The sequence below is a fragment of the Streptomyces flaveus genome, from assembly GCF_014647675.1.
Classification (GTDB): Bacteria; Actinomycetota; Actinomycetes; order Streptomycetales; family Streptomycetaceae; genus Streptomyces; species Streptomyces flaveus.
In genome coordinates this window covers 1-18,966 of the sequence record NZ_BMPQ01000042.1, presented here as the reverse complement: position 1 = coordinate 18,966, position 18,966 = coordinate 1, and the positions used below count along the sequence as shown (strand labels likewise).

The window sequence follows — 18,966 nt, the reverse complement described above, 5'->3', positions numbered from 1 at the left end:
CTTCATGGGCGTACCGTGTGAGCGCAGGCTTTTCAAAGGCGAGGAGAACCAGCAATGTCCACCACTGAGCAGCGGGTAGCCGTAGTCACCGGTGCCGCGCGCGGTATCGGTGCCGCGACCGCCGTACGACTGGCCGCCGAGGGGCGTGCCGTCGCGGTGATCGATCTCGACGAGGCCGCCTGCAAGGACACCGTGGAGAAGATCACCTCCGCCGGCGGCAAGGCGATCGCCGTCGGCTGTGACGTCTCCGACGAGGCCCAGGTCGAGGCCGCCGTGACGCGGATCGCCGAGGAGCTCGGTGCGCCGACCATCCTCGTGAACAACGCGGGCGTGCTCCGCGACAACCTCCTCTTCAAGATGTCCGCGTCCGACTGGGACACGGTCATGAGCGTGCACCTGCGCGGCGCCTTCCTGATGACGCGGGCCGTCCAGAAGTACATGGTGGACGCCAAGTTCGGCCGCGTCGTCAACCTCTCCTCGTCCTCGGCGCTCGGCAACCGCGGCCAGGTCAACTACTCGGCCGCCAAGGCCGGCCTGCAGGGCTTCACCAAGACGCTCGCGTTCGAACTCGGCAAGTTCGGCGTCACCGCGAACGCCGTCGCGCCCGGCTTCATCGTCACCGACATGACCGCTGCCACCGCCGAGCGGGTCGGCATGGGCTTCGAGGACTTCCAGGCCGCGGCCGCCACCCAGATCCCCGTACAGCGTGTCGGCAGGCCGGACGACGTCGCGGGCGCGATCGCCTTCTTCACGGGTGACGACGCCGGATTCGTCTCCGGACAGGTGCTGTACGTTGCCGGCGGACCGCTCAACTGAGGCCGGGGAAGCCAGGGACAAGGGACATGACCACTGTGGAACTCTCGGGCGAGGTCGCGCTCATCACCGGCGCGAGCCGCGGCATCGGCTACGGCATCGCGGAGGCGCTGATCGCTCGCGGTGACCGGGTGTGCATCACCGGCCGGGGCGAGGAGGCGCTCAAGGAAGCCGTCGAGAAGCTCGGCGCCGACCGCGTCATCGGCGTCGCGGGCAAGGCCCATGACGAGGCCCACCAGGCCGTCGCCGTCGAGCGCACGATGGAGGCGTTCGGCCGGATCGACTTCCTGATCAACAACGCCGGTACGAATCCGGTGTTCGGGCCGATGGCCGAGCTGGACCTGAACGTCGCGCGCAAGGTCTTCGAGACCAATGTGATCTCCGCGCTCGGCTTCGCCCAGCGGACGTGGAAGGCCTGGCAGAGCGAGAACGGCGGCGCGATCGTCAACATCGCCTCCGTCGCAGGCGTCTCGGCCTCGCCGTTCATCGGCGCGTACGGCATGAGCAAGGCCGCGATGATCAACCTGACCGTCCAGCTGGCGCACGAGTACGCGCCCAAGGTGCGGGTCAACGCGATCGCGCCGGCCGTGGTGAAGACCAAGTTCGCCGAGGCCCTGTGGGAAGGCCGCGAGGAGGAGGCCGCCGCGTCCTACCCGCTGGGCCGACTCGGCGTGCCGTCCGACATCGGGGGGGCCGCCGCGTTCCTCACCTCGGAACAGTCGGACTGGATCACCGGGCAGACGCTCGTCGTCGACGGCGGGATCTTCCTCAACGCCGGCGTCGGCTGACGAAGGCGAAGGGCGCCCGGGCGGTCCGGTCGAAGCCGCCCGGGCGCCCACCGGCGAGGGGCGCGCACAGGAATGACACCACTCCCACACTGTGCGGGCATACCTGCTGATCAAGCGCACTGCCAGGGCGGCGCCCCAACCGACCCGACACTGCGGTATCGTCTGGCCACCCTTGTGGTATGCCCGATCGAGGATGGTGCGCGTGTTCAAGCGGGACAGATACCTGCGTCTGATGGGGGCCGTCGCGTCCATAGCCCTGGTCGCCGGATGCGGTGTCTTCTCCTCGGAATCCTCCGACGACGGGAAGCCGATCGTCGTGGGGACGACCAGTCAGCCCAGCACCCTGGATCCGGCGGCCTCGTGGGACAGCTCCTGGGAGCTGTTCCGCAATGTCCACCAGACACTGCTGAATTTCCCCCCCGGCGCGTCCAAGCCGGAGCCCGACGCCGCAGAGAGCTGCAGTTTCACCGACAGCTCCAGTTCGGTGTACAGCTGCAAGCTGCAAGAGGGCCTGAAGTTCTCCGACGGACACGAGTTGGACGCGAAGGCCGTCAAGCACTCGATCGACCGGATCAAGAAGATCAACTTCAATGGTGGCCCCGCCGGTCTGCTGACCACCCTCGGCCGAGTCGAGGCGAAGGGCGACCTCGAGGTCGTCTTCCATCTGAACCAGCCCGACGCGACGTTCCCCTTCGTGCTCTCCACGCCCGCCATGTCGATCGTGGATCCCGAGGACTACCCCGCGGACAAGCTCCGCGAGGACGGCGAGGTCATCGGCGCGGGGCCGTACCGCGTGGAGTCCTACGAGGACGGCAAGGAAGCCCAGCTCGTCAAGAACGACAACTACAAGGGCATCGCCAAACTCAAGAACAACGCCGTCACCATCCGCTACTTCTCGGAGTCGTCCCAGGTGGTCGACGCTCTCAAGAAGAAGCAGATCGACGTCATCTACCGTGGCCTCGGCGCCACCGACGTCGTGGACATCCAGAACAGCGGCGATGACACGGGGCTCCAGCTCGTCGAGAACCCCACCACCGAGATCAGTTACCTGGTGTTCAACCCCAAGGACCCGTGGTCCAAGAGGCCCGCCGTCCGCAAGGCGATCGCCCAGGTCGTCGATCGCCCGGCGCTCGTCCACAACATCTACAAGGACACCGTCGAGCCGCTGTACTCCATGATCCCCAAGGGTCTGGTCGGCCACACCACGAGCTTCTTCGACGACTTCGGGAAGCCCAGCCCCGCCAAGGCCAGGCAGATCCTCGAGCAGGACGGCATCACAGAGCGCGTCCCGATCACCCTCTGGTACACCACCGACCGGTACGGCTCGCAGACCAAGCCGGCCTTCGAGGAGCTGAAGCGGCAGCTGGAAGCCTCCGACCTGTTCACGGTCAAGCTGAAGAGCCGCCCCTGGAAGACCTACGCGCCGGGCTACCAGAAGGGCGAGTACCCGGTGTTCGGGCGCGGCTGGAACCCCGACTTCCCCGACGCCGACAACTTCATCGCACCCTTCGTGGGCGAGCAGAACGCGCTCGGTACCCCGTACGAGGCACCCGAGATCACCGACAAGCTGATCCCCGACTCCCGCCGTGAGAGCGACCGGGGCGCCGTGACCAACCAGTTCGAGCGGGCTCAGCAGATCCTCGTCGACGACGCGCGGCTGCTGCCGCTGTGGCAGGGCAAGTCGTACGTGGCCGCGAACGAAGAGATCGCCGGTGCCGAGAACTCCATCGACCCGGCGACGATGATGGCGATGTGGGAGCTGTACTGGAAGACCAGCTGGTAGCCCAGCTCTCTCCGGCCTCGGGCCCGATTGTCAGTGGGCGCCTGTAGGTTTCTGTGCTCTGAGGACGGCCGCGCCCCGCGTGGCCGTCCCCGGCCGTACGCACGCTGCGGCCGTCAAGTCAGCGCACAACGGAGGAAGTTCACGTGACCGACACCGCCATGCTGCCCGAGTCCTGGCGCGGCGTCCTGGGCGAAGAGCTGCAGAAGCCCTACTTCAAGGAGCTCACCGAGTTCGTCGAGGAGGAGCGCGGGAAGGGTCCCGTCCACCCTCCGCGCGAGGAGGTCTTCGCCGCGCTCGACGCGACGCCGTACGAGCGGGTGAAGGTACTGGTCCTCGGCCAGGATCCGTACCACGGCGAGGGCCAGGGGCATGGTCTGTGCTTCTCCGTCCGCCCGGGCGTGAAGATCCCGCCGTCGCTGCGCAACATCTACAAGGAGATGCACGAGGAGCTGGGCACCCCCATCCCGGACAACGGCTTTCTGCTGCCGTGGGCCGAGCAGGGCGTCCTGCTGCTCAACGCGGTGCTTACGGTGCGTGGCGGCGAGGCCAACTCGCACAAGGGCAAGGGCTGGGAGAAGTTCACGGACGCGGTGATCCGGGCGGTGGCCGCGCGGCCCGACCCGGTGGTCTTCGTGCTGTGGGGCAACTACGCCCAGAAGAAGCTGCCCCTGATCGATGCGGAGCGGCACGCCGTGGTGAAGGGCGCGCACCCCTCGCCCCTGTCCGCCAAGAAGTTCTTCGGCTCGCGCCCGTTCACCCAGATCAACGAGGCGGTCGCCCGGCAGGGCCACGCCCCGATCGACTGGCGGATCCCGAACCTGGGCTGACCGGCTGACAGGCTGGTTCCGTGGGGCTCAACTCCCGTACGTCTCCTGGCAGATGGTCGCCTCCGGGCTGTCCGGCTGCCATCTGCCGTACTTTCGGCCCAGGTCGCACACGCCCGGGTCCGCTGGGCGCGGCCGGGCCGGGACATGTGGGACGCCGCGCGGTGTGGAGGGCTGTTCGGGGCGCTGGGGATCAGAGTTCCTCGGCGCGTCCGTGGAGGGCCGGCGTGCGGTGGCCGGGGGAGATGGCGGTGCTGTCGGGCTGGGTGTCGCCACCGGCGGGGAGGGACGGCGGGGCGGGCCGACGCGTTCCAGGGCCTCCTGGGCCGGGGCCTGCACGAGGCGCGGGTCGGACCTGACCTCGGGGTGCGGTGTCGAGGGGCGGCTCGATGGGGCCGGTACGCCGGGGGAGGGCGGGTGCTGGACGGTCACGCAGCCGGAGACGGCCGAGACGGCCACGGTGACCAGGAGCGTTGCGGTGGTCGTGGATCGGTGCACCCGCGCAACTCTGGTGTATCGGGGGCGCTTTGGGGAGCTGAGAAGCGGAGGATGCCCCGCACGGGTGAACGGCCCGCGGGGGTACCTCGGCCCGCACGGGGTCTCAGTCGCCGGTGGACCCGTCGATGCGCTCACGGAGCAGGTCGGCGTGGCCGTTGTGGCGGGCGTACTCCTCGATCATGTGGGTGATGATCCAGCGCAGGTTGAACTGATTGCCGGTGCGTTGGCTCCGGCCCTTGGACAGGTCGTCCAGGCCGAAGCCGGCCGCGTTGCGCCGGGCGATCTCGATCTCGGCCTGCCAGGTGGCGTACGCCTCCTCCCAGGTGTCCGTGTCGGTGAGATGGAACTCGCCGTCCCGGTCCTCGTCGCTGTAGTAGAGCGGCCCCGCGTCCTCTGCCGCGAGGACTTTGCGGAACCAGCCCCGCTCGACCTCCGCCATGTGCCGTACGAGCCCCATCAGCGAAAGCTCGGAGGGCTCCACGGAGGCGGTCCTGAGCTGGGCGTCGCTCAGGCCCTCGCACTTCCAGGCGAGCGTCTCGCGGTGGTAGTCGAGCCAGCCCTCCAGCATCGTGCGCTCGTCGGCGGTGGTGGCGGGCTCACGGCGTTCGGTCGTCATGTGCGCATCCTCGCCCGCCCGTTGACGCAGCGCCAGGGGATTTCGCCGCTCCTCGCCCGGATCAGCCACCCAGCATCCCGTCGATCAGCTCCCGCACCTCGTCGAGGCTCGGCACCTCCGCGTGGTACGAGCCCACCGCGACCGGGTCGCCCTCGCCGACTGGCGGCCACCACGGCGGCCGTATGCTTTCGGCCGAGGCGCACACCGCCCGTGAGACACCCGCATAGGCGCCCCTGAGGAGACCCCTGTGAAGGTCGGCTGCATCGGACTCGGCGACATCGCGCTGAAGGCGTATCTGCCGGTGCTCACCACGCAGCCGGATGTCGAGCTGCATCTGCACACGCGGACACCCGCCACCCTCAGCAGAGTCGCCGACAGCCTCCACATCCCGGCCCAGCGCCGCCACACCGACCTTGCGGACCTGCTCGCCCAGGACCTCGACGCGGCGTTCGTGCACGCGCCCACCCCCGCGCACCCCGAGATCGTGGGAGGACTGCTGGAGGCGGGCGTCGCGACCTATGTCGACAAGCCGATCGCGTACGAACTCGCCGACAGCGAGCGCCTGGTGCGGCTCGCGGAGGAGCGGGACACCAGCCTGGCCGTCGGCTTCAACCGGCGCTACGCACCCGGGTACGCCCAGTGCGCCGACCACCCGCGCGAGCTGATCCTGATGCAGAAGAACCGCGTCGGCCTGCCCGCGCATCCCCGCACGATGATCCTCGACGACTTCATCCATGTCGTGGACACGCTGCGGTTCCTGGCGCCGGGCCCGGTCGACAACGTGACCGTGCGGGCCCGGGCCGAGGGCGGGCTGCTGCACCACGTGGTGCTGGTGCTCGCGGGGGAGGGGTTCACGGCGCTCGGTGTGATGAACCGGCTGAGCGGCTCGAACGAGGAGATCCTCGAGGTGTCGGGTCAGGACACCAAGCGGCAGGTCGTCAACCTCGCCGAGGTCATCGATCACAAGGGCCAGCCGACCGTGCGGCGCCGTGGCGACTGGGTGCCGGTGGCCCGGCAGCGCGGCATCGAGCAGGCCGTGCTCGCCTTCCTGGACGCCGTACGCGCGGGGAAGGTGCTCAGTGCCCGGGATGCGCTGGCGACCCATGAGCTGTGCGAGCGGGTGGTGCGTGCGGTTCAGGAGCGGCCCGCCTGATCCGCAGCGACCGTATGCCCTCCGTGGCGCCCAGCGCCGCGAGGATCAGCAGCGCCGCGTACACCGGCCACTCGCCGTAGCGTGCGTACGGCGTGACGCCGTCGGCCAGCGGTATGTCGTACACCTCCCAGGCGCTCGCGCTCGTGCCGAGCCAGTCGCCGACCCGCTCACCGCTCGGGCCGTAGACGGCGGAGGCGCCCGTGAGCGTCGAGTGCACCATCGGCCGGCCCGTCTCGGCGGCCCGCAGCGCCGCCAGCGACGCGTGCTGCTCCGGTGCCCAGCTCCGCTGGAACGTCGAGGTCGACGACTGCGCCAGCAGCACCTCGGCGCCGTCCCGCGCGAGATGGCGGCTCATGTCGGGGAACGCCGACTCGAAGCACACCATCGGGCCCACCCGCAGACCGTCCCCGACGGTCATCACCACCTGCTCCGTGCCGCGTCTGCGGTCCTCGCCCGCGGCCTTGCCGACGGAGGTGGCCCAGCCGAGGACGGAACGGAAGGGGACGTACTCACCGAAGGGGACCAGCCGCATCTTGTCGTAGCGGTCGCCGGTCGGACCCTCGGGACCGACGACCACCGAGCTCTTGTAGATGCCGGGCCGGTCGGAGCGGCGTGCGTCCACGTTCACGATGATGTCGGTGCCCACCTCGCGGGAGAGCGCGGCTATCCGGTTCGCGAGGTCGGGCCGGTCGGCGAGGTCGAAGCCGACGCTGCTCTCGCCCCAGACGACGAGGTCCACGTCCTGCCCGGCCAGCTGCCGGGTGAGTGCCTCCTCACGCGCGAACCGCTTCTCGGCGCCGCCGACGCCGTTGATCGGTCCGGGCTGCACCACGGCGATCCGCACCTGGCCGTCGACGTCGGGGCGCGGCGACCATACCCAGGCCGCCGAGGTGGCGACGGCCGTCGCCACCAGTCCGGCGACGGCCGGGACACGTGCGCTGCGTATCGCTATGAGGACGGCCACCGCGACGTTCACGGTGACGATCAGGAAGCTGAGCAGCCACACCCCGCCGACCGAGGCGAGCCGCAGCGCCGGTTCCACCTCCCACTGGCTCGAGCCGAGCATGCCCCACGGCCCGCCCAATCCCTCCCAGGAGCGCACGAGTTCGGCCATCAGCCAGCCCGAGGGCAGCACAAAAAGCGCCGCCACCACCTTGCCGGGCGAAGGCGCACCGGCCAGGAAGCGGCGGACCAGCCAGCCCCACGGGGCCCACAGCGCGCCGAGCAGGGCGGCTATGACGAAGGTGAAGACGTGCAGACTCGGCAGCAGCCAGTGGTGCACGGCCAGCATGAAACCGAGCCCGCCCAGCCAGCCGTCGTACGCCGCCCGCCGCCCCGTCGGCGCCGAGCGCGCGAGCAGCATCCACGGAACCAGTGCGACATACGCGAACCACCACAGGGACGGCTGCGGGAAGCTCAGCATGGGCAGGGCCCCGGCGAGTGCGGCAGCGGCACCGCGCCACCGGGGGGACTCCAGGAGCCGGCGCCGGCCAATGGCGGACAGTTGCATGCAGCGCCTCCCTCGGCCCCCCGAAGCCCGGTGCGTACCTCTGTTGCTGCCTCCAGTGTGCGCGACGGAGACGATCTCCGTAAGGGCGTATCCGATCAGGTCGCGGCGGGCTCCTGACGAGCCTGCGGGGCCCGGCGCCACTTCTCGTCGACGACCACTGAGCGCAGCCGCCAGCCACTGTCCGTACGCACCAGCGCGAAGTCGTAACGGCCGCCGCACACGAAGTCCGGCGTCGTGTCTCCGCCGTCGTGTCCGGCGAACCGCATCGGGTTCACATAGTCCGCCCGTACCTGCGCCGTGTCACCGGTGTCATGCTCCAGCGGCCCGAACCGCACCTGCCGGTTGACGATCAGATGCTGGCGCATCGGGAAGAGCTCCATGGTCTGCGTCAGCCACTCGGCGACCTCCTTCGCATCCCCCTCGATACCGCCCGCCGACCGGTAGTCCGCCCGCCCGTCCGACGTGAACAGGCCCCGGTACGCCTCCCAGTCCCCGTCGTCGACCGCCACCGCATAATCGGTGATCAGTCCGTCGACCGCCAGCCGGTCCATCACCGTCGCCAGTTCCACACGCTGAGTCATCGGCTCAGTGTTGGCCACGGGACGGGCAACGCCAAGGGGTGCGCCCCGATATTCACCAGCCGTGTGCCGTCCGTACGGTCGAACCGGTACGCATGGACCCCATGGACTGGCGTACCGGCGGATCTGCGATCGTAGGCAGCCCGCACACATGGATCATGAACGCATGGATCATGAAGGAGCCCACATGTCTCGCCCTGTCACGGTCGTCACGGGCGGCAGCCGCGGAATCGGCGCCGCAACCTGCGTGCGGCTGGCGGCGGACGGGCACGACCTGGTGGTGGCGTACGCGCGCGACGACGCGGCTGCCGAGCGCACCGCAACCGCCGTACGCGAGGCGGGAGCGCGCTGCGTCACCGTACGGGTCGACGTCTCCGACGAGGGTGACGTCGAAGGGCTCTTCGATACGGCGGAGCGGCTGGGCCCGGTGACAGGACTGGTCAACAACGCCGGGGTGACCGGTCGGCTCGGCCGCCTCGTCGACGCGGACACCGCCGACCTGCGCCGCGTCATGGAGGTCAACCTCCTCGGCACACTGCTCTGTTCACGCCGGGCCGCACGGGACATGGTGCCCCGGGGCGTCGGCGCCATCGTCAATGTGTCGTCGGGAGCGGCCACGCTGGGCAGCCCCGGAGAGTACGTCCACTACGCGGCGAGCAAGGCGGCGATCGACACTCTGACAATGGGCCTCTCGAAGGAACTCGGCCCGGACGGCATCCGCGTCAACGGGGTGGCCCCCGGCCTCGTCGAGACAGAGATGCACGCGGCGATGGGCGAACCGGACCGCCCGGCCCGGCTGATCCCGACGATCCCGCTCCGCCGGGCAGGCACGGCTGAGGAAATCGCCGCGGCGATCGCATGGCTCCTGTCCCCGGAGGCGTCCTACGCGACGGGGACAGTGCTACGGGTGGCGGGCGGCCGCTGATCCTGGGCCGCTGACTGCCAGGCCCGCGCCGCCGTAAAGCGGCGCAGCCGCTTTTAAGGGGCGCGGGGCTGTGACATTTGCGGCTCCGCCGCGGGGCGCGACAAGCCACAACGAGCCGGCAGCCGCCAAACTAACCGCACCCCCGAGCTATTAGGCGCCCTGCTCAACCAACGGCGGCAGCCGAACCGCCGCCGCCCACTGCACCACCAGAAGCTCATACTCCGCCCGCTCCTGAGGCGACAAGGAGCCGCCCGACCGTATCCATAAGGCGCGGATCTGCTCATTCAGCGCGGCAGCGGACCGCACGGAACCAGGGGTCATGGGATCGGGGGACATGTGTACAAGCCTAGGCCCAAGGACTGACAGCCCGCTACCAAACGACTACCCAAAACATATGTGGTTGGTCACGATGGCGGTCGCCCGGCGGCCGTCAGCCCGCCGACTCCGCCGCGTGCGGGCTCAGGACACCCATGCTGACCAGCACGATGATGACGATACCGAGTGCGACGCGGTAGTAGACGAAGGGCATGAAGGACTTGGTCGAGATGAACTTCATGAACCATGCGATGACTGCGTAACCCACGAAGAAAGCGATAATTGTCGCGAAAACCGTCGGCCCCCACGACACATGCCCGCCCTCACTCGCGTCCTTCAGCTCGTAGAGGCCCGAGGCGAGCACCGCCGGGATGGCGAGCAGGAAGGAGTAACGGGCCGCGGCCTCACGGCTGTAGCTCATCAGCAGGCCACCGCTGATGGTGGCGCCGGAGCGGGAGACGCCGGGGATGAGGGCCATCGCCTGGCAGACGCCGTAGACGAGGCCGTCCCTGACGGTCAGCTCCTGGAGTGACTTCCGCTCCTTCGGCATCCGGTGCTTGCCGCCGGCCTCCTCGCGTGCGGCGAGACGGTCCGCGATGCCGAGGACGACGCCCATCACGATCAGTGTCGTGGCGGTGATACGCAGATCACGGAACGGACCCTCGATCTGGTCCTTGAGCGTGACGCCCAGCACACCGATCGGAATCGAGCCGATGATCACCAGCCAGCCCATCCGCGCGTCGTGATCCTGTCGCATCGTCTTGTCGACCAGCGAGCGGGACCACGCCGAGATGATCCGCGCGATGTCCTTGCGGAAGTAGATCAGCACCGCGGCCTCCGTGCCGATCTGGGTGATCGCGGTGAAGGCCGCCCCCGGGTCGTCCCAGCTCGCGAACGCCGCGGTCAGCCGCAGATGTGCGCTGGAGGAGATGGGCAGGAACTCGGTCAGCCCCTGGACGAGTCCGAGGATGAGGGATTCAAACCAAGACATGAAGTTACGTGATCCAAGTGCTGAGGGCGGGTGCGGAGCGAATGGGAGGACGTACGCGCCGTGTTGCCGGTTGCGGTGATCAGGCGCGACCGGGGCAGCGTAGCGTCCCGCGGTGGCGGTGCGGGCGGCCGGGCCTCCCCCAGCGCACACCGGCGCACGCCCCGCTCGGCGCGCGGTGGCGCACCCTCCGCAATGGTGGACAGGGTGTTGACCCGCCCCGACCTCGGCGCTTACGTTTCCGCGAGGAGTGAAAGCGCTTGCTGAAATCGGTGGCCAGCCGGGGTCGGCGGGCGTCCGCCAGAGCCGAACGTCACGTCCGATGGAGTGCTGATCACGTAGATGCGTACCCCCCGCGACGCAACCCCCAGCGAGACGATCCCGCACGAGGATTCGCACCGGACCTCGTCCCGAAGTGGAACCGCGGCCCCGCTCGAGGGCCGCCGCATCAAGGCCGCGATCGTCGGCACCGGAGCCATCGCCGGCAGCCACCTGCCCGCTCTCGCCGCGCTCGCCGCCGAGGGCGAGGTGGAGGTCGTCGCGGCGGTCGACATCGACGCCGAAGCGGTCAAGCGGTTCTGCGCGGAGGGCGGCGTCCCGCACGCGTACACCGATCTCGACCGGATGCTGGCCGAGCAGCGCCCGGACCTCGTCTCCGTGTGCACCCCGCCGACCCTGCACCGTGCGCAGACCGTCGCCGCGCTGCGGGCCGGTGCCTGGGTGTGGTGCGAGAAGCCGCCGGTGCCGTCGCTCGCCGACTTCGACGCCGTGGAGGCCGAAGAAGGGCTCGACGGTGGTCCGTATGCCGCCATCGTCTTCCAGCACCGTTTCGGCTCGGGCGCCAGACACGTACGACGCCTGATCGCCGAAGAGGCCATGGGGCGGCCACTCGTGGCGCACTGCCAGACCACCTGGTACCGCAACGCCGCCTACTACGCGGTGCCCTGGCGCGGAAAGTGGCAGACCGAGGGCGGCGGGCCCGCCATGGGGCACGGCATCCACCAGATGGATCTGCTGCTCGATCTGCTCGGCCCGTGGACCGAGGTACGGGCCATGGCCGGACGCCTGGTGCACGACGTGCAGACCGAGGACGTCTCGACCGCGCTCGTACGCTTCGAGAGCGGTGCTCTCGCGACCGTGGTCAACAGCGTGCTCAGCCCGGACGAGGTCAGCCGCATCCGCATCGACTGCGAGCGGGCGACGGTCGAACTCACTCACCTCTACGGCCACAGCAACGACAACTGGCACGTCATCCCGGTGCCGGACGCCCCGGCCGAGGACGTGGCCGCCTGGCAGAACTTCGGCGCGGACGTGCCGAGTTCACACCTCGCCCAGCTGCGCGAACTGGTCGCGAGCATGCGCGCGGGTGAGCGTCCGCGCAGCAGCGGCGCCGACGGGCGCACCAGCCTGGAGCTGATCACCGCGCTCTACAAGTCGGCGTTCACGGACAGGACCGTACGGGCCGGCGAGATCGGCCCCGGCGACCCCTACTACACCGCCCTGCACGGCGGCGCCCCCGGCTGGGCACCGGCGACGCACGAGAAGGAGGTACCGGCATGACCGCACAGGACGGACTGCGCGTCGTCCACGCCCACGGCGACCGCATCACGATCACCGAACCCACCACCGGCGTCGAGCTGTTCAGCTATGTGTACGGCCCCGAGGCGGCCTGGGAGGCCCCGAAGCCGTACGTGCATCCGCTCAGGACCCTGGCGGGCAACGTTGTCACCGACTACCGGCCCAACGACCACCGCTGGCACAAGGGCCTCCAGATGACCGCCTCGCATCTGTCGGGGGCGAACCTGTGGGGCGGCAACTCGTACGTGCACGGGCAGGGGTATCTCGAACTCCCGGAGCGCGTCGGTTCGATGGCGCACGTCAAGTTCGACGAGGTCGGTGCGGACAGTGGCCGTTTCGTCATCGCCGAGCGGCTCACCTGGCATCCGTACGACGGCACGCTCTGGGCCGACGAGGAGCGCCGTATCGAGGTGCATGACGTGGACCCGTCGTCCGGGTCCTGGGCGCTGACCTGGACGACCGCCGTCACCAACCGGCGCGACGAGCCCCTGCGGTTCGGCAGCCCCACGACGGCCGGGCGGGAGATGGCCGGCTACACGGGCCTCTTCTGGCGCGGCCCTCGCGCCTTCCGGGACGGGCGCATCATCGGGCCCGACAGCGAAGGGCCCGAGCTGATGGGGCAACAGGCGCCCTGGCTCGCGTACTCGGGAGAGCACGACGTCACCGACGGCCATGCGACCCTGGTCTTCGCGCACGCCCCGGAGAACGACCACACCGGCGCGGGCGGCGCCCACCCGGCCCACTGGTTCGTCCGCAACGAGCCGTTCGCGGCCGTCGCCCCGTCCTTCGCCTTCTTCGACGAGCTGGAGCTCGCGCCCGGCGACACCCTCACCCGTCGCTACCGCGTGGTCGTCGCCGACGGCGCCTGGGAGCGTGAGGAGATCGCCAAGTACCTGGAGGAGCACCCGTGGTGAGCGCTGCCCCCGGCTTCACCGGCCTTCCCGGAGCCGTCGCCGTCTCGCATCTGTCCGTCTACGACTGGCCCGCCGCGGACGGGGTGTGCGGCGGAACTCCCCACCTGCACCTGACCTGTTCGGAGGCGTACGTCGTCACCGGCGGGCGGGGCGCGGTGCAGACCCTGACGACGTCCGGATACGAGGTGACGCCCCTCGCACCCGGCACGGTCGCCTGGTTCACGCCCGGCACCATCCACCGGCTCGTCAACGAGGACGACCTGCGCATCACCGTCCTCATGCAGAACAACGGCCTGCCGGAGGCCGGGGACGCGGTGCTCACGCTGCCCCCGAAGTACCTGACCGACCCGGAGACCTACGCCGCCGCCACCGTCATCCCGGCGGAAGCGCCCGAGGAGGAGCGGGAGCGGATCGCCCGCGCCCGGCGTGACCTCGCCCTCGAGGGCTACCGGGCGCTGCGCGACGCGGACGGGCCCGAGGCGCTGGCCGCGTTCCATCGGGCCGCTGCCGCGCTCGTGCGGCCCCGGCTCGCCGAGTGGCGCGAGCGCTGGGAACGCGGCGCACAGGCGGCTGCCGCGGCCACGGGGGAGCAGCTCGAGCGGCTGGAGAAGGGTGACGTGTCCCACCTCGCCGATGCCGCCGTACGCGCCGAACAGCCGTCCGCGTACGGCAAGTTCGGGATGTGCGGGCGGCTCGACGTGTATCAGGGAACGTAAAGGGACGTAAGCCCGGCTCTACGCCGCCGGGCCCGTCACCGTCCACCCCGGGGTCTGCGGGTGGGCCGTCAGCTCGTCGTGCCGGACCTGCTCGCCGCACTCCGAGCAGACGACGACCGGAACCAGTTCGTGGCCGCCCACGTGTCCGTGGCCGCCGACGTGTTCGAGCACCATGGGGCGATCGCCGTCGTTGAGATGGCGGTCGCCCCATGCCATGAGCGTGAGGAGCACCGGCTCCAGCTCCAGACCGGCCGTCGTGGGCCGGTACTCGAAGCGCGGCGGATGCTCGCTGTAGGCGACCTTTTCCAGCACCCCGACGTCGACCAGACGCTTCAGGCGGTTCGTGAGTACGTCGCGCGGGGCGCCGATGTTGCGCACCAGCTGGTCGAACCGTGTGGCGCCCAGGGACACCTCACGCAGGACGAGCAGGGAGTACTTCTCGCCGACGAGAGCAAGCGTGCCGGCGATCGAGCAGGGGCGGGCGTCCTTCATGCCATCCAGTCTAGAGGGTGGGTTGGTTCTTCCAACCCACCGGGTTACTGTGGAGTCACTTGGCGAGTTTGGAAAGCAAACTCATCGACTCCGAGGGGCCAGACCATGCGTGACGCAGTCATCGTCGAAGCCGTACGCACCCCGATAGGCAAGGGCAAGCCGAACGGTGCCCTCGCCCACGTCCATCCCGTGGAACTCCTCGCCCACACGCTCCGTACCCTCGTCGAGCGGTCCGGTGTCGCCCCGGCGCTGATCGACGACGTCATCGGCGGCACGGTCGACCAGGTCGGCGAGCAGGCCATGAACACCACCCGTTACGCCGTGCTGTCGGCCGGCTTCCCCGAGACGGTGCCCGCGACGACCGTGGACCGTCAGTGCGGTTCGTCCCAGCAGGCCGTGCACTTCGCGGCGCAGGGCGTCATCTCGGGGGCGTACGACCTGGTGGTGGCCTGTGGGGTGGAGTCGATGAGCCGTGTGCCGATGTGGTCCAACGTGCCGGCGGGCAAGGACCCCTTCGGGCCCGGAGTCGCCGAACGCTACCCGGAGGGCCTGGTGCCGCAGGGCATCAGCGCCGAGCTGATCGCGGCCAAGTGGTCGATCTCACGCGACCGGATGGACGCGTTCGCGGTGGACTCGCACCGGAAGGCGGCCGCGGCCTGGGAGAGCGGCCTGTTCGCCGACGAAGTGGCGCCTTTGGAGGGGGTGACGCGCGACGAGTGCGTCCGGCCAGGCAGCACCACGGAGGTCCTGGCCGGTCTCAAGCCCGCCTACTACGACCCGAACTTCGGCGAGCGCTTCCCGCAGATCGAGTGGAACGTCACCGCGGGCAACGCCAGCCCGATCAACGACGGTGCGTCCGCCGTGCTCATCACGTCGAGCGAGACCGCGGCCCGCCTCGGCCTGCGCCCGTTGGCCCGGCTGCACAGCTTTGCGGTCACCGGATCGGACCCGTTGCTGATGCTCACAGGTGTCATCCCCGCCACCGAGAAAGTGCTCCGCAAGGCGTCGCTGAGCGTCCACGACATCGATCTCTTCGAGGTCAACGAGGCCTTCTCCAGCGTCGTCCTCGCCTGGCAGCAGGAGACGGGCGCCGATCTCGCCAAGGTCAACGTGCACGGCGGTGCGATCGCCATCGGCCACCCCCTCGGTGCGAGCGGCACCCGCCTGACGACCACCCTCGTGCATGCGATGAGGGCCCGCGGAGCTCGCTACGCACTCCAGACGATGTGCGAGGCGGGCGGCCTGGCGAACGCGATGGTGCTGGAGGGCTTGTAGGCCTGACTCAGCCGGCTCTCTCAGCGTCCGCGGAAATGGTGGCGCTTGCGCCAGGCGATGGCCGCCCCCACCAGGGCCGGGAGGGCGATGCAGGCCATGGCGATCAGGAAGGCGGGGGACGTCGGAGCCGAGGCGCGGGCGCCGGCGACGACGTACGCGGCGGTGTTCGGGATCGAGCCGAGGGCTGTGGCGAGGAGGAAGGGGAGGTAGCCCATACGGGAGACGGACGCGCAGTAGTTCGCGGCCCAGAACGGCACCCCGGGGAACAGTCGCGCGGCCATCATCGAGCGGAAGCCGTGTCGGCTGAGCTGGCCGTCGGCCAGCTTCAGCCAGCGTCCGCGCAGCAAGGGCCGCAGCGCGTCCTGCCCCAGCATCCGGCCGAGCCCGAATGCGATGCCCGCCCCGAGCACCGTGCCGGAGAGCGCGGCCCCGAGCCCGAGCTGCGAGCCGAAGAGTGCGCCCGCCGCGAGGTTGAGGAGCGGCCTGGGCACGAAGGCGACCGTGCACAGCCCGTACGCCACCGCGAACACCACGGCCGCAGCGGCACCGTTCAGCTGTGGCGGCCAGCCGTCGGCCAGCAGCTTCTGCGGCTGGAAGAGCAGCACGGTCGCGGCGGCGGCCATGAGCAGCGTCACGAGCAGGGACAGCCGGGACCACGGCGAGAGCAGTGCTCTCGTGCAGCGCGCGGCAAGACCCGTGGGCGCGGCGGCGAACTCAGGGGCGGCGAACTCGGCGGAGCCGAGATCCGTGGCGGCGGCCGGGGGAGCGGCCGTGGCGGTGCCCCCAGAGCGGGTGGTGGCATCGAGCATTCGGCGACACTAACTGACCCATGTGTGTGATCGCCGTATGGTTCGTCCCATGGGCGTCACAGCCACCGGAACGTCAGAAGGCCGTTTGGAGCCGCCCCGCAGCGCCGTCGCGGACACTCTGCTGGAGCGGCTCACCGCCACCTACGCGGCGGCGGCCGATCCGGAGCGGGCCGAGTCGATGCGCACGTACATGAAGGACATCGCGCCCTTCCTCGGCCTGACCATGCCGGATCGCCGCGCGCTCTCACGCACCGTGCTGGCAGGAACGCCCCGCCCCGACGAGGCGGACTGCACGGCGGTGGCGCTGCGCTGCTGGCGTCTGCCGCAACGCGAGTACCACTACTTCGCAGTCGACTATCTGCGCCGCCATGTGACGCGTCTCTCGTCCGGCTTCCTGCCGGTGGCACGCCATCTCGTCTCCACGGTCCCCTGGTGGGACACCGTCGACCTGCTCGCCTGCCATGTGGTGGGAGGCCTGGTGGCCGCCGACCCGAAGCTGCGGGCCGACATGGACGCGTGGATCGAGGACGACGACCTGTGGATCGCCCGCACGGCCCTCCTCCACCAGCTCCGCTACAAGGACGCCACCGACACCGAACGCCTCTTCGCGTACTGCGTCCGCCAGTCCGGCCACCCCGACTTCTTCATCCGCAAGGCGATCGGCTGGTGCCTGCGCGAGTACGCCAAGACGGACCCGGAGGCGGTACGCGCGTTCGTGGCCCGGGAGCGGCTCTCACCACTCTCGGTGCGTGAGGCGCTCAAGAACATCGGCCCCTGACGGACCAGCAGAACCACTGGTGAGCGCCAAATTCACGTCCGCCTCCCGGCCGCCGAAATTCATTCGACGTGGGCTGACACGTCAGCAATGATCTCCTCATGTTCCGGCACGCCTTCCTCCTCGCAGCATCCGCACTCGCGGATGCCCCGAAGGCTGCCGTCGTGACCACAGTGGCCGCCGTCGACGGCGCCCGAAGCTGACCCTCTCCGGATCCTCCGGCGGACCCCGCAGGGGGAGGGTCGGCAAGTTCCTTGGGGTCCCCGTCCCGCTCCGCCGGGACCATCACTCGGTTCCACTGAGAGGCTTCGAGGTACCGCCATGTCCAAAACGGCTTACGTCCGCACGAAACCGCATCTGAACATCGGCACGATGGGCCATGTCGACCACGGCAAGACCACCCTGACCGCCGCCATCACCAAGGTCCTCGCCGAGCGCGGCTCCGGCAGCAGCACTCAATACGTGTCGTTCGACCGGATCGACCGGGCGCCGGAGGAGGCCGCGCGCGGCATCACCATCAACATCGCGCACGTCGAGTACGAGACCGACACCCGGCACTACGCGCACGTCGACATGCCGGGCCACGCCGACTACGTCAAGAACATGGTCACCGGGGCCGCGCAACTCGACGGCGCGATCCTCGTCGTCTCCGCACTCGACGGGATCATGCCGCAGACCGCCGAGCACGTACTGCTCGCCCGCCAGGTGGGCGTCAACCACATCGTCGTCGCCCTCAACAAGGCCGACGCGGGCGACGAGGAGCTCACCGACCTCGTCGAACTGGAGGTCCGCGAGCTGCTCTCCGCGCACGGCTACGGCGGTGACTCCGTACCGGTCGTACGGGTCTCCGGGCTCAAGGCCCTTGAGGGGGACCCGCGTTGGACCGGGGCGATCGACGCGCTGCTCGACGCTGTGGACACGTACGTCCCGATGCCCGAGCGCTATCTCGACGCGCCGTTCCTGCTGCCCGTCGAGAACGTGCTCACCATCACCGGCCGCGGCACTGTCGTGACGGGCGCGGTGGAGCGCGGCACGATTCGCGTGGGCGACCGGGTCGAAGTGCTCGGTGCTTCCGTGGACACCGTCGTCACCGGCCTGGAGACCTTCGGCAAGCCGATGGAGGAGGCGCAGGCAGGGGACAACGTGGCGTTGCTGCTGCGCGGTGTCGCGCGTGACGCGGTGCGCCGCGGCCATATCGTCGCGGCGCCCGACAGCGTCGTACCCAGTCGCCACTTCTCGGCACAGGTGTACGTCCTGTCGACGCGCGAGGGCGGGCGTACGACGCCGGTGTCCACCGGGTACCGGCCGCAGTTCTACATCCGCACCGCGGATGTGGTCGGTGACGTCGACCTCGGCGAGCGGGCTGTTGCGCGGCCCGGGGAGACCGTCACCATGACGGTCTCGTTGGGCCGCGACGTCCCGCTCGAGCCGGGGCTCGGGTTCGCGATCCGCGAAGGCGGCCGGACGGTGGGTGCCGGCACAGTGACGTCGGTCGGCTGACACGGGTGGGTGGGGGTGGGGTTCTTTTCCCCAGCCCCGCCCCTTCCCGAAACTGGGGGCTGCGCCCCCCGGCCCCCCGCCAGGGGGGTGGGGGTGACAGTCGTGTCGCGGCTGCG

20 protein-coding genes are annotated in these 18,966 nt (G+C 69.9%); 12 read left to right on the top strand and 8 right to left on the bottom strand.

What is annotated here, in order from left to right:
• Window positions 1–54: 54 nt before the first annotated feature.
• The 4 genes from fabG (at window position 55) to ung (ending at window position 4,211) form a co-directional block, all read left to right on the top strand.
• Window positions 55–816 (top strand): 3-oxoacyl-ACP reductase FabG, encoded by a 762-nt coding sequence (gene fabG, locus IEZ21_RS42200; RefSeq protein WP_033327043.1) that lies wholly within the window; start codon window positions 55–57, stop codon window positions 814–816.
• Window positions 817–842: 26 nt separating this feature from the next.
• Window positions 843–1,601 carry an SDR family oxidoreductase gene (locus IEZ21_RS42195; protein ID WP_189327120.1) on the top strand — a complete coding sequence of 253 codons (759 nt, stop codon included), beginning with the start codon at window positions 843–845 and terminating at the stop codon, window positions 1,599–1,601.
• A gap of 202 nt (window positions 1,602–1,803) precedes the next feature.
• Window positions 1,804–3,384 (top strand): ABC transporter substrate-binding protein, encoded by a 1,581-nt coding sequence (locus IEZ21_RS42190; protein WP_189327119.1) that lies wholly within the window; start codon window positions 1,804–1,806, stop codon window positions 3,382–3,384.
• 143 nt (window positions 3,385–3,527) lie between these two features.
• Window positions 3,528–4,211 carry a uracil-DNA glycosylase gene (gene ung / locus IEZ21_RS42185; protein ID WP_189327118.1) on the top strand — a complete coding sequence of 228 codons (684 nt, stop codon included), beginning with the start codon at window positions 3,528–3,530 and terminating at the stop codon, window positions 4,209–4,211.
• Between the two features lie 27 nt (window positions 4,212–4,238).
• Here the strand turns inward: ung and IEZ21_RS42180 are convergent, their stop codons facing one another.
• Both IEZ21_RS42180 and IEZ21_RS42175 read right to left on the bottom strand, forming a co-directional pair.
• On the bottom strand, window positions 4,239–4,706 hold the full coding sequence (locus IEZ21_RS42180) for a hypothetical protein (RefSeq protein ID WP_189327117.1): 468 nt from the start codon (window positions 4,704–4,706) through the stop codon (window positions 4,239–4,241).
• A 103-nt stretch (window positions 4,707–4,809) separates the two neighbouring features.
• On the bottom strand, window positions 4,810–5,322 hold the full coding sequence (locus tag IEZ21_RS42175) for a DinB family protein (RefSeq protein ID WP_189327116.1): 513 nt from the start codon (window positions 5,320–5,322) through the stop codon (window positions 4,810–4,812).
• A gap of 247 nt (window positions 5,323–5,569) precedes the next feature.
• Between IEZ21_RS42175 and IEZ21_RS42170 the strand changes: the two genes are divergently transcribed.
• Window positions 5,570–6,475: a Gfo/Idh/MocA family protein gene (locus IEZ21_RS42170; protein WP_189327115.1), complete on the top strand. Its 906-nt coding sequence runs from the start codon at window positions 5,570–5,572 to the stop codon at window positions 6,473–6,475.
• On the opposite strand, the gene lnt is transcribed toward IEZ21_RS42170, so the two are convergent.
• Window positions 6,399–7,985, bottom strand: coding sequence for an apolipoprotein N-acyltransferase (lnt, locus tag IEZ21_RS42165; protein WP_189327114.1), 1,587 nt, complete (start codon window positions 7,983–7,985; stop codon window positions 6,399–6,401). The genes IEZ21_RS42170 and lnt overlap by 77 nt on opposite strands.
• Window positions 7,986–8,080: 95 nt before the next feature.
• Window positions 8,081–8,566 (bottom strand): nuclear transport factor 2 family protein, encoded by a 486-nt coding sequence (locus IEZ21_RS42160; RefSeq protein ID WP_189327113.1) that lies wholly within the window; start codon window positions 8,564–8,566, stop codon window positions 8,081–8,083.
• 184 nt (window positions 8,567–8,750) lie between these two features.
• Here IEZ21_RS42160 and IEZ21_RS42155 point away from each other — a divergent pair, with 184 nt between their 5' ends.
• A complete protein-coding gene (locus tag IEZ21_RS42155; protein ID WP_189327112.1) occupies window positions 8,751–9,488 on the top strand; it encodes an SDR family NAD(P)-dependent oxidoreductase in 738 nt (245 codons plus the stop codon).
• 150 nt (window positions 9,489–9,638) lie between these two features.
• On the opposite strand, the gene IEZ21_RS42150 is transcribed toward IEZ21_RS42155, so the two are convergent.
• Both IEZ21_RS42150 and IEZ21_RS42145 read right to left on the bottom strand, forming a co-directional pair.
• Entirely contained in the window at window positions 9,639–9,824 is a 186-nt protein-coding gene (locus IEZ21_RS42150; protein ID WP_078492265.1) for a hypothetical protein, read from the bottom strand.
• A 94-nt stretch (window positions 9,825–9,918) separates the two neighbouring features.
• Window positions 9,919–10,794, bottom strand: a complete 876-nt coding sequence (locus IEZ21_RS42145) for an undecaprenyl-diphosphate phosphatase (protein ID WP_189327111.1) — start codon at window positions 10,792–10,794, stop codon at window positions 9,919–9,921.
• Window positions 10,795–11,133: 339 nt separating this feature from the next.
• Between IEZ21_RS42145 and IEZ21_RS42140 the strand changes: the two genes are divergently transcribed.
• From IEZ21_RS42140 to IEZ21_RS42130, 3 genes are read left to right on the top strand one after another with little or no spacing between them, the layout of a single operon-like run.
• Window positions 11,134–12,351 (top strand): Gfo/Idh/MocA family protein, encoded by a 1,218-nt coding sequence (locus IEZ21_RS42140; protein WP_189327110.1) that lies wholly within the window; start codon window positions 11,134–11,136, stop codon window positions 12,349–12,351.
• Window positions 12,348–13,283 (top strand): DUF6807 domain-containing protein, encoded by a 936-nt coding sequence (locus IEZ21_RS42135; RefSeq protein WP_189327109.1) that lies wholly within the window; start codon window positions 12,348–12,350, stop codon window positions 13,281–13,283. The genes IEZ21_RS42140 and IEZ21_RS42135 overlap by 4 nt, the downstream gene beginning before the upstream one ends.
• Window positions 13,277–13,999 carry a cupin domain-containing protein gene (locus IEZ21_RS42130; protein WP_373302367.1) on the top strand — a complete coding sequence of 241 codons (723 nt, stop codon included), beginning with the start codon at window positions 13,277–13,279 and terminating at the stop codon, window positions 13,997–13,999. The genes IEZ21_RS42135 and IEZ21_RS42130 overlap by 7 nt, the downstream gene beginning before the upstream one ends.
• 18 nt (window positions 14,000–14,017) lie before the next feature.
• Here IEZ21_RS42130 and IEZ21_RS42125 read toward each other — a convergent pair whose 3' ends face one another.
• A complete protein-coding gene (locus IEZ21_RS42125; RefSeq protein WP_189327107.1) occupies window positions 14,018–14,491 on the bottom strand; it encodes a winged helix-turn-helix transcriptional regulator in 474 nt (157 codons plus the stop codon).
• 105 nt (window positions 14,492–14,596) lie between these two features.
• Between IEZ21_RS42125 and IEZ21_RS42120 the strand changes: the two genes are divergently transcribed.
• Window positions 14,597–15,766 carry a thiolase family protein gene (locus IEZ21_RS42120; protein ID WP_189327106.1) on the top strand — a complete coding sequence of 390 codons (1,170 nt, stop codon included), beginning with the start codon at window positions 14,597–14,599 and terminating at the stop codon, window positions 15,764–15,766.
• A gap of 20 nt (window positions 15,767–15,786) precedes the next feature.
• Here the strand turns inward: IEZ21_RS42120 and IEZ21_RS42115 are convergent, their stop codons facing one another.
• The gene (locus tag IEZ21_RS42115; RefSeq protein ID WP_189327105.1) at window positions 15,787–16,575 is read right to left on the bottom strand and encodes a TVP38/TMEM64 family protein; all 789 of its coding nucleotides are present in this window, start codon (window positions 16,573–16,575) and stop codon (window positions 15,787–15,789) included.
• Between the two features lie 49 nt (window positions 16,576–16,624).
• Between IEZ21_RS42115 and IEZ21_RS42110 the strand changes: the two genes are divergently transcribed.
• Complete coding sequence (locus IEZ21_RS42110) at window positions 16,625–17,353, top strand: DNA alkylation repair protein (protein WP_189327104.1); 729 nt, start codon at window positions 16,625–16,627, stop codon at window positions 17,351–17,353.
• 318 nt (window positions 17,354–17,671) lie between these two features.
• Complete coding sequence (gene tuf / locus IEZ21_RS42105) at window positions 17,672–18,850, top strand: elongation factor Tu (protein ID WP_189327103.1); 1,179 nt, start codon at window positions 17,672–17,674, stop codon at window positions 18,848–18,850.
• Window positions 18,851–18,966 lie beyond the last annotated feature (116 nt).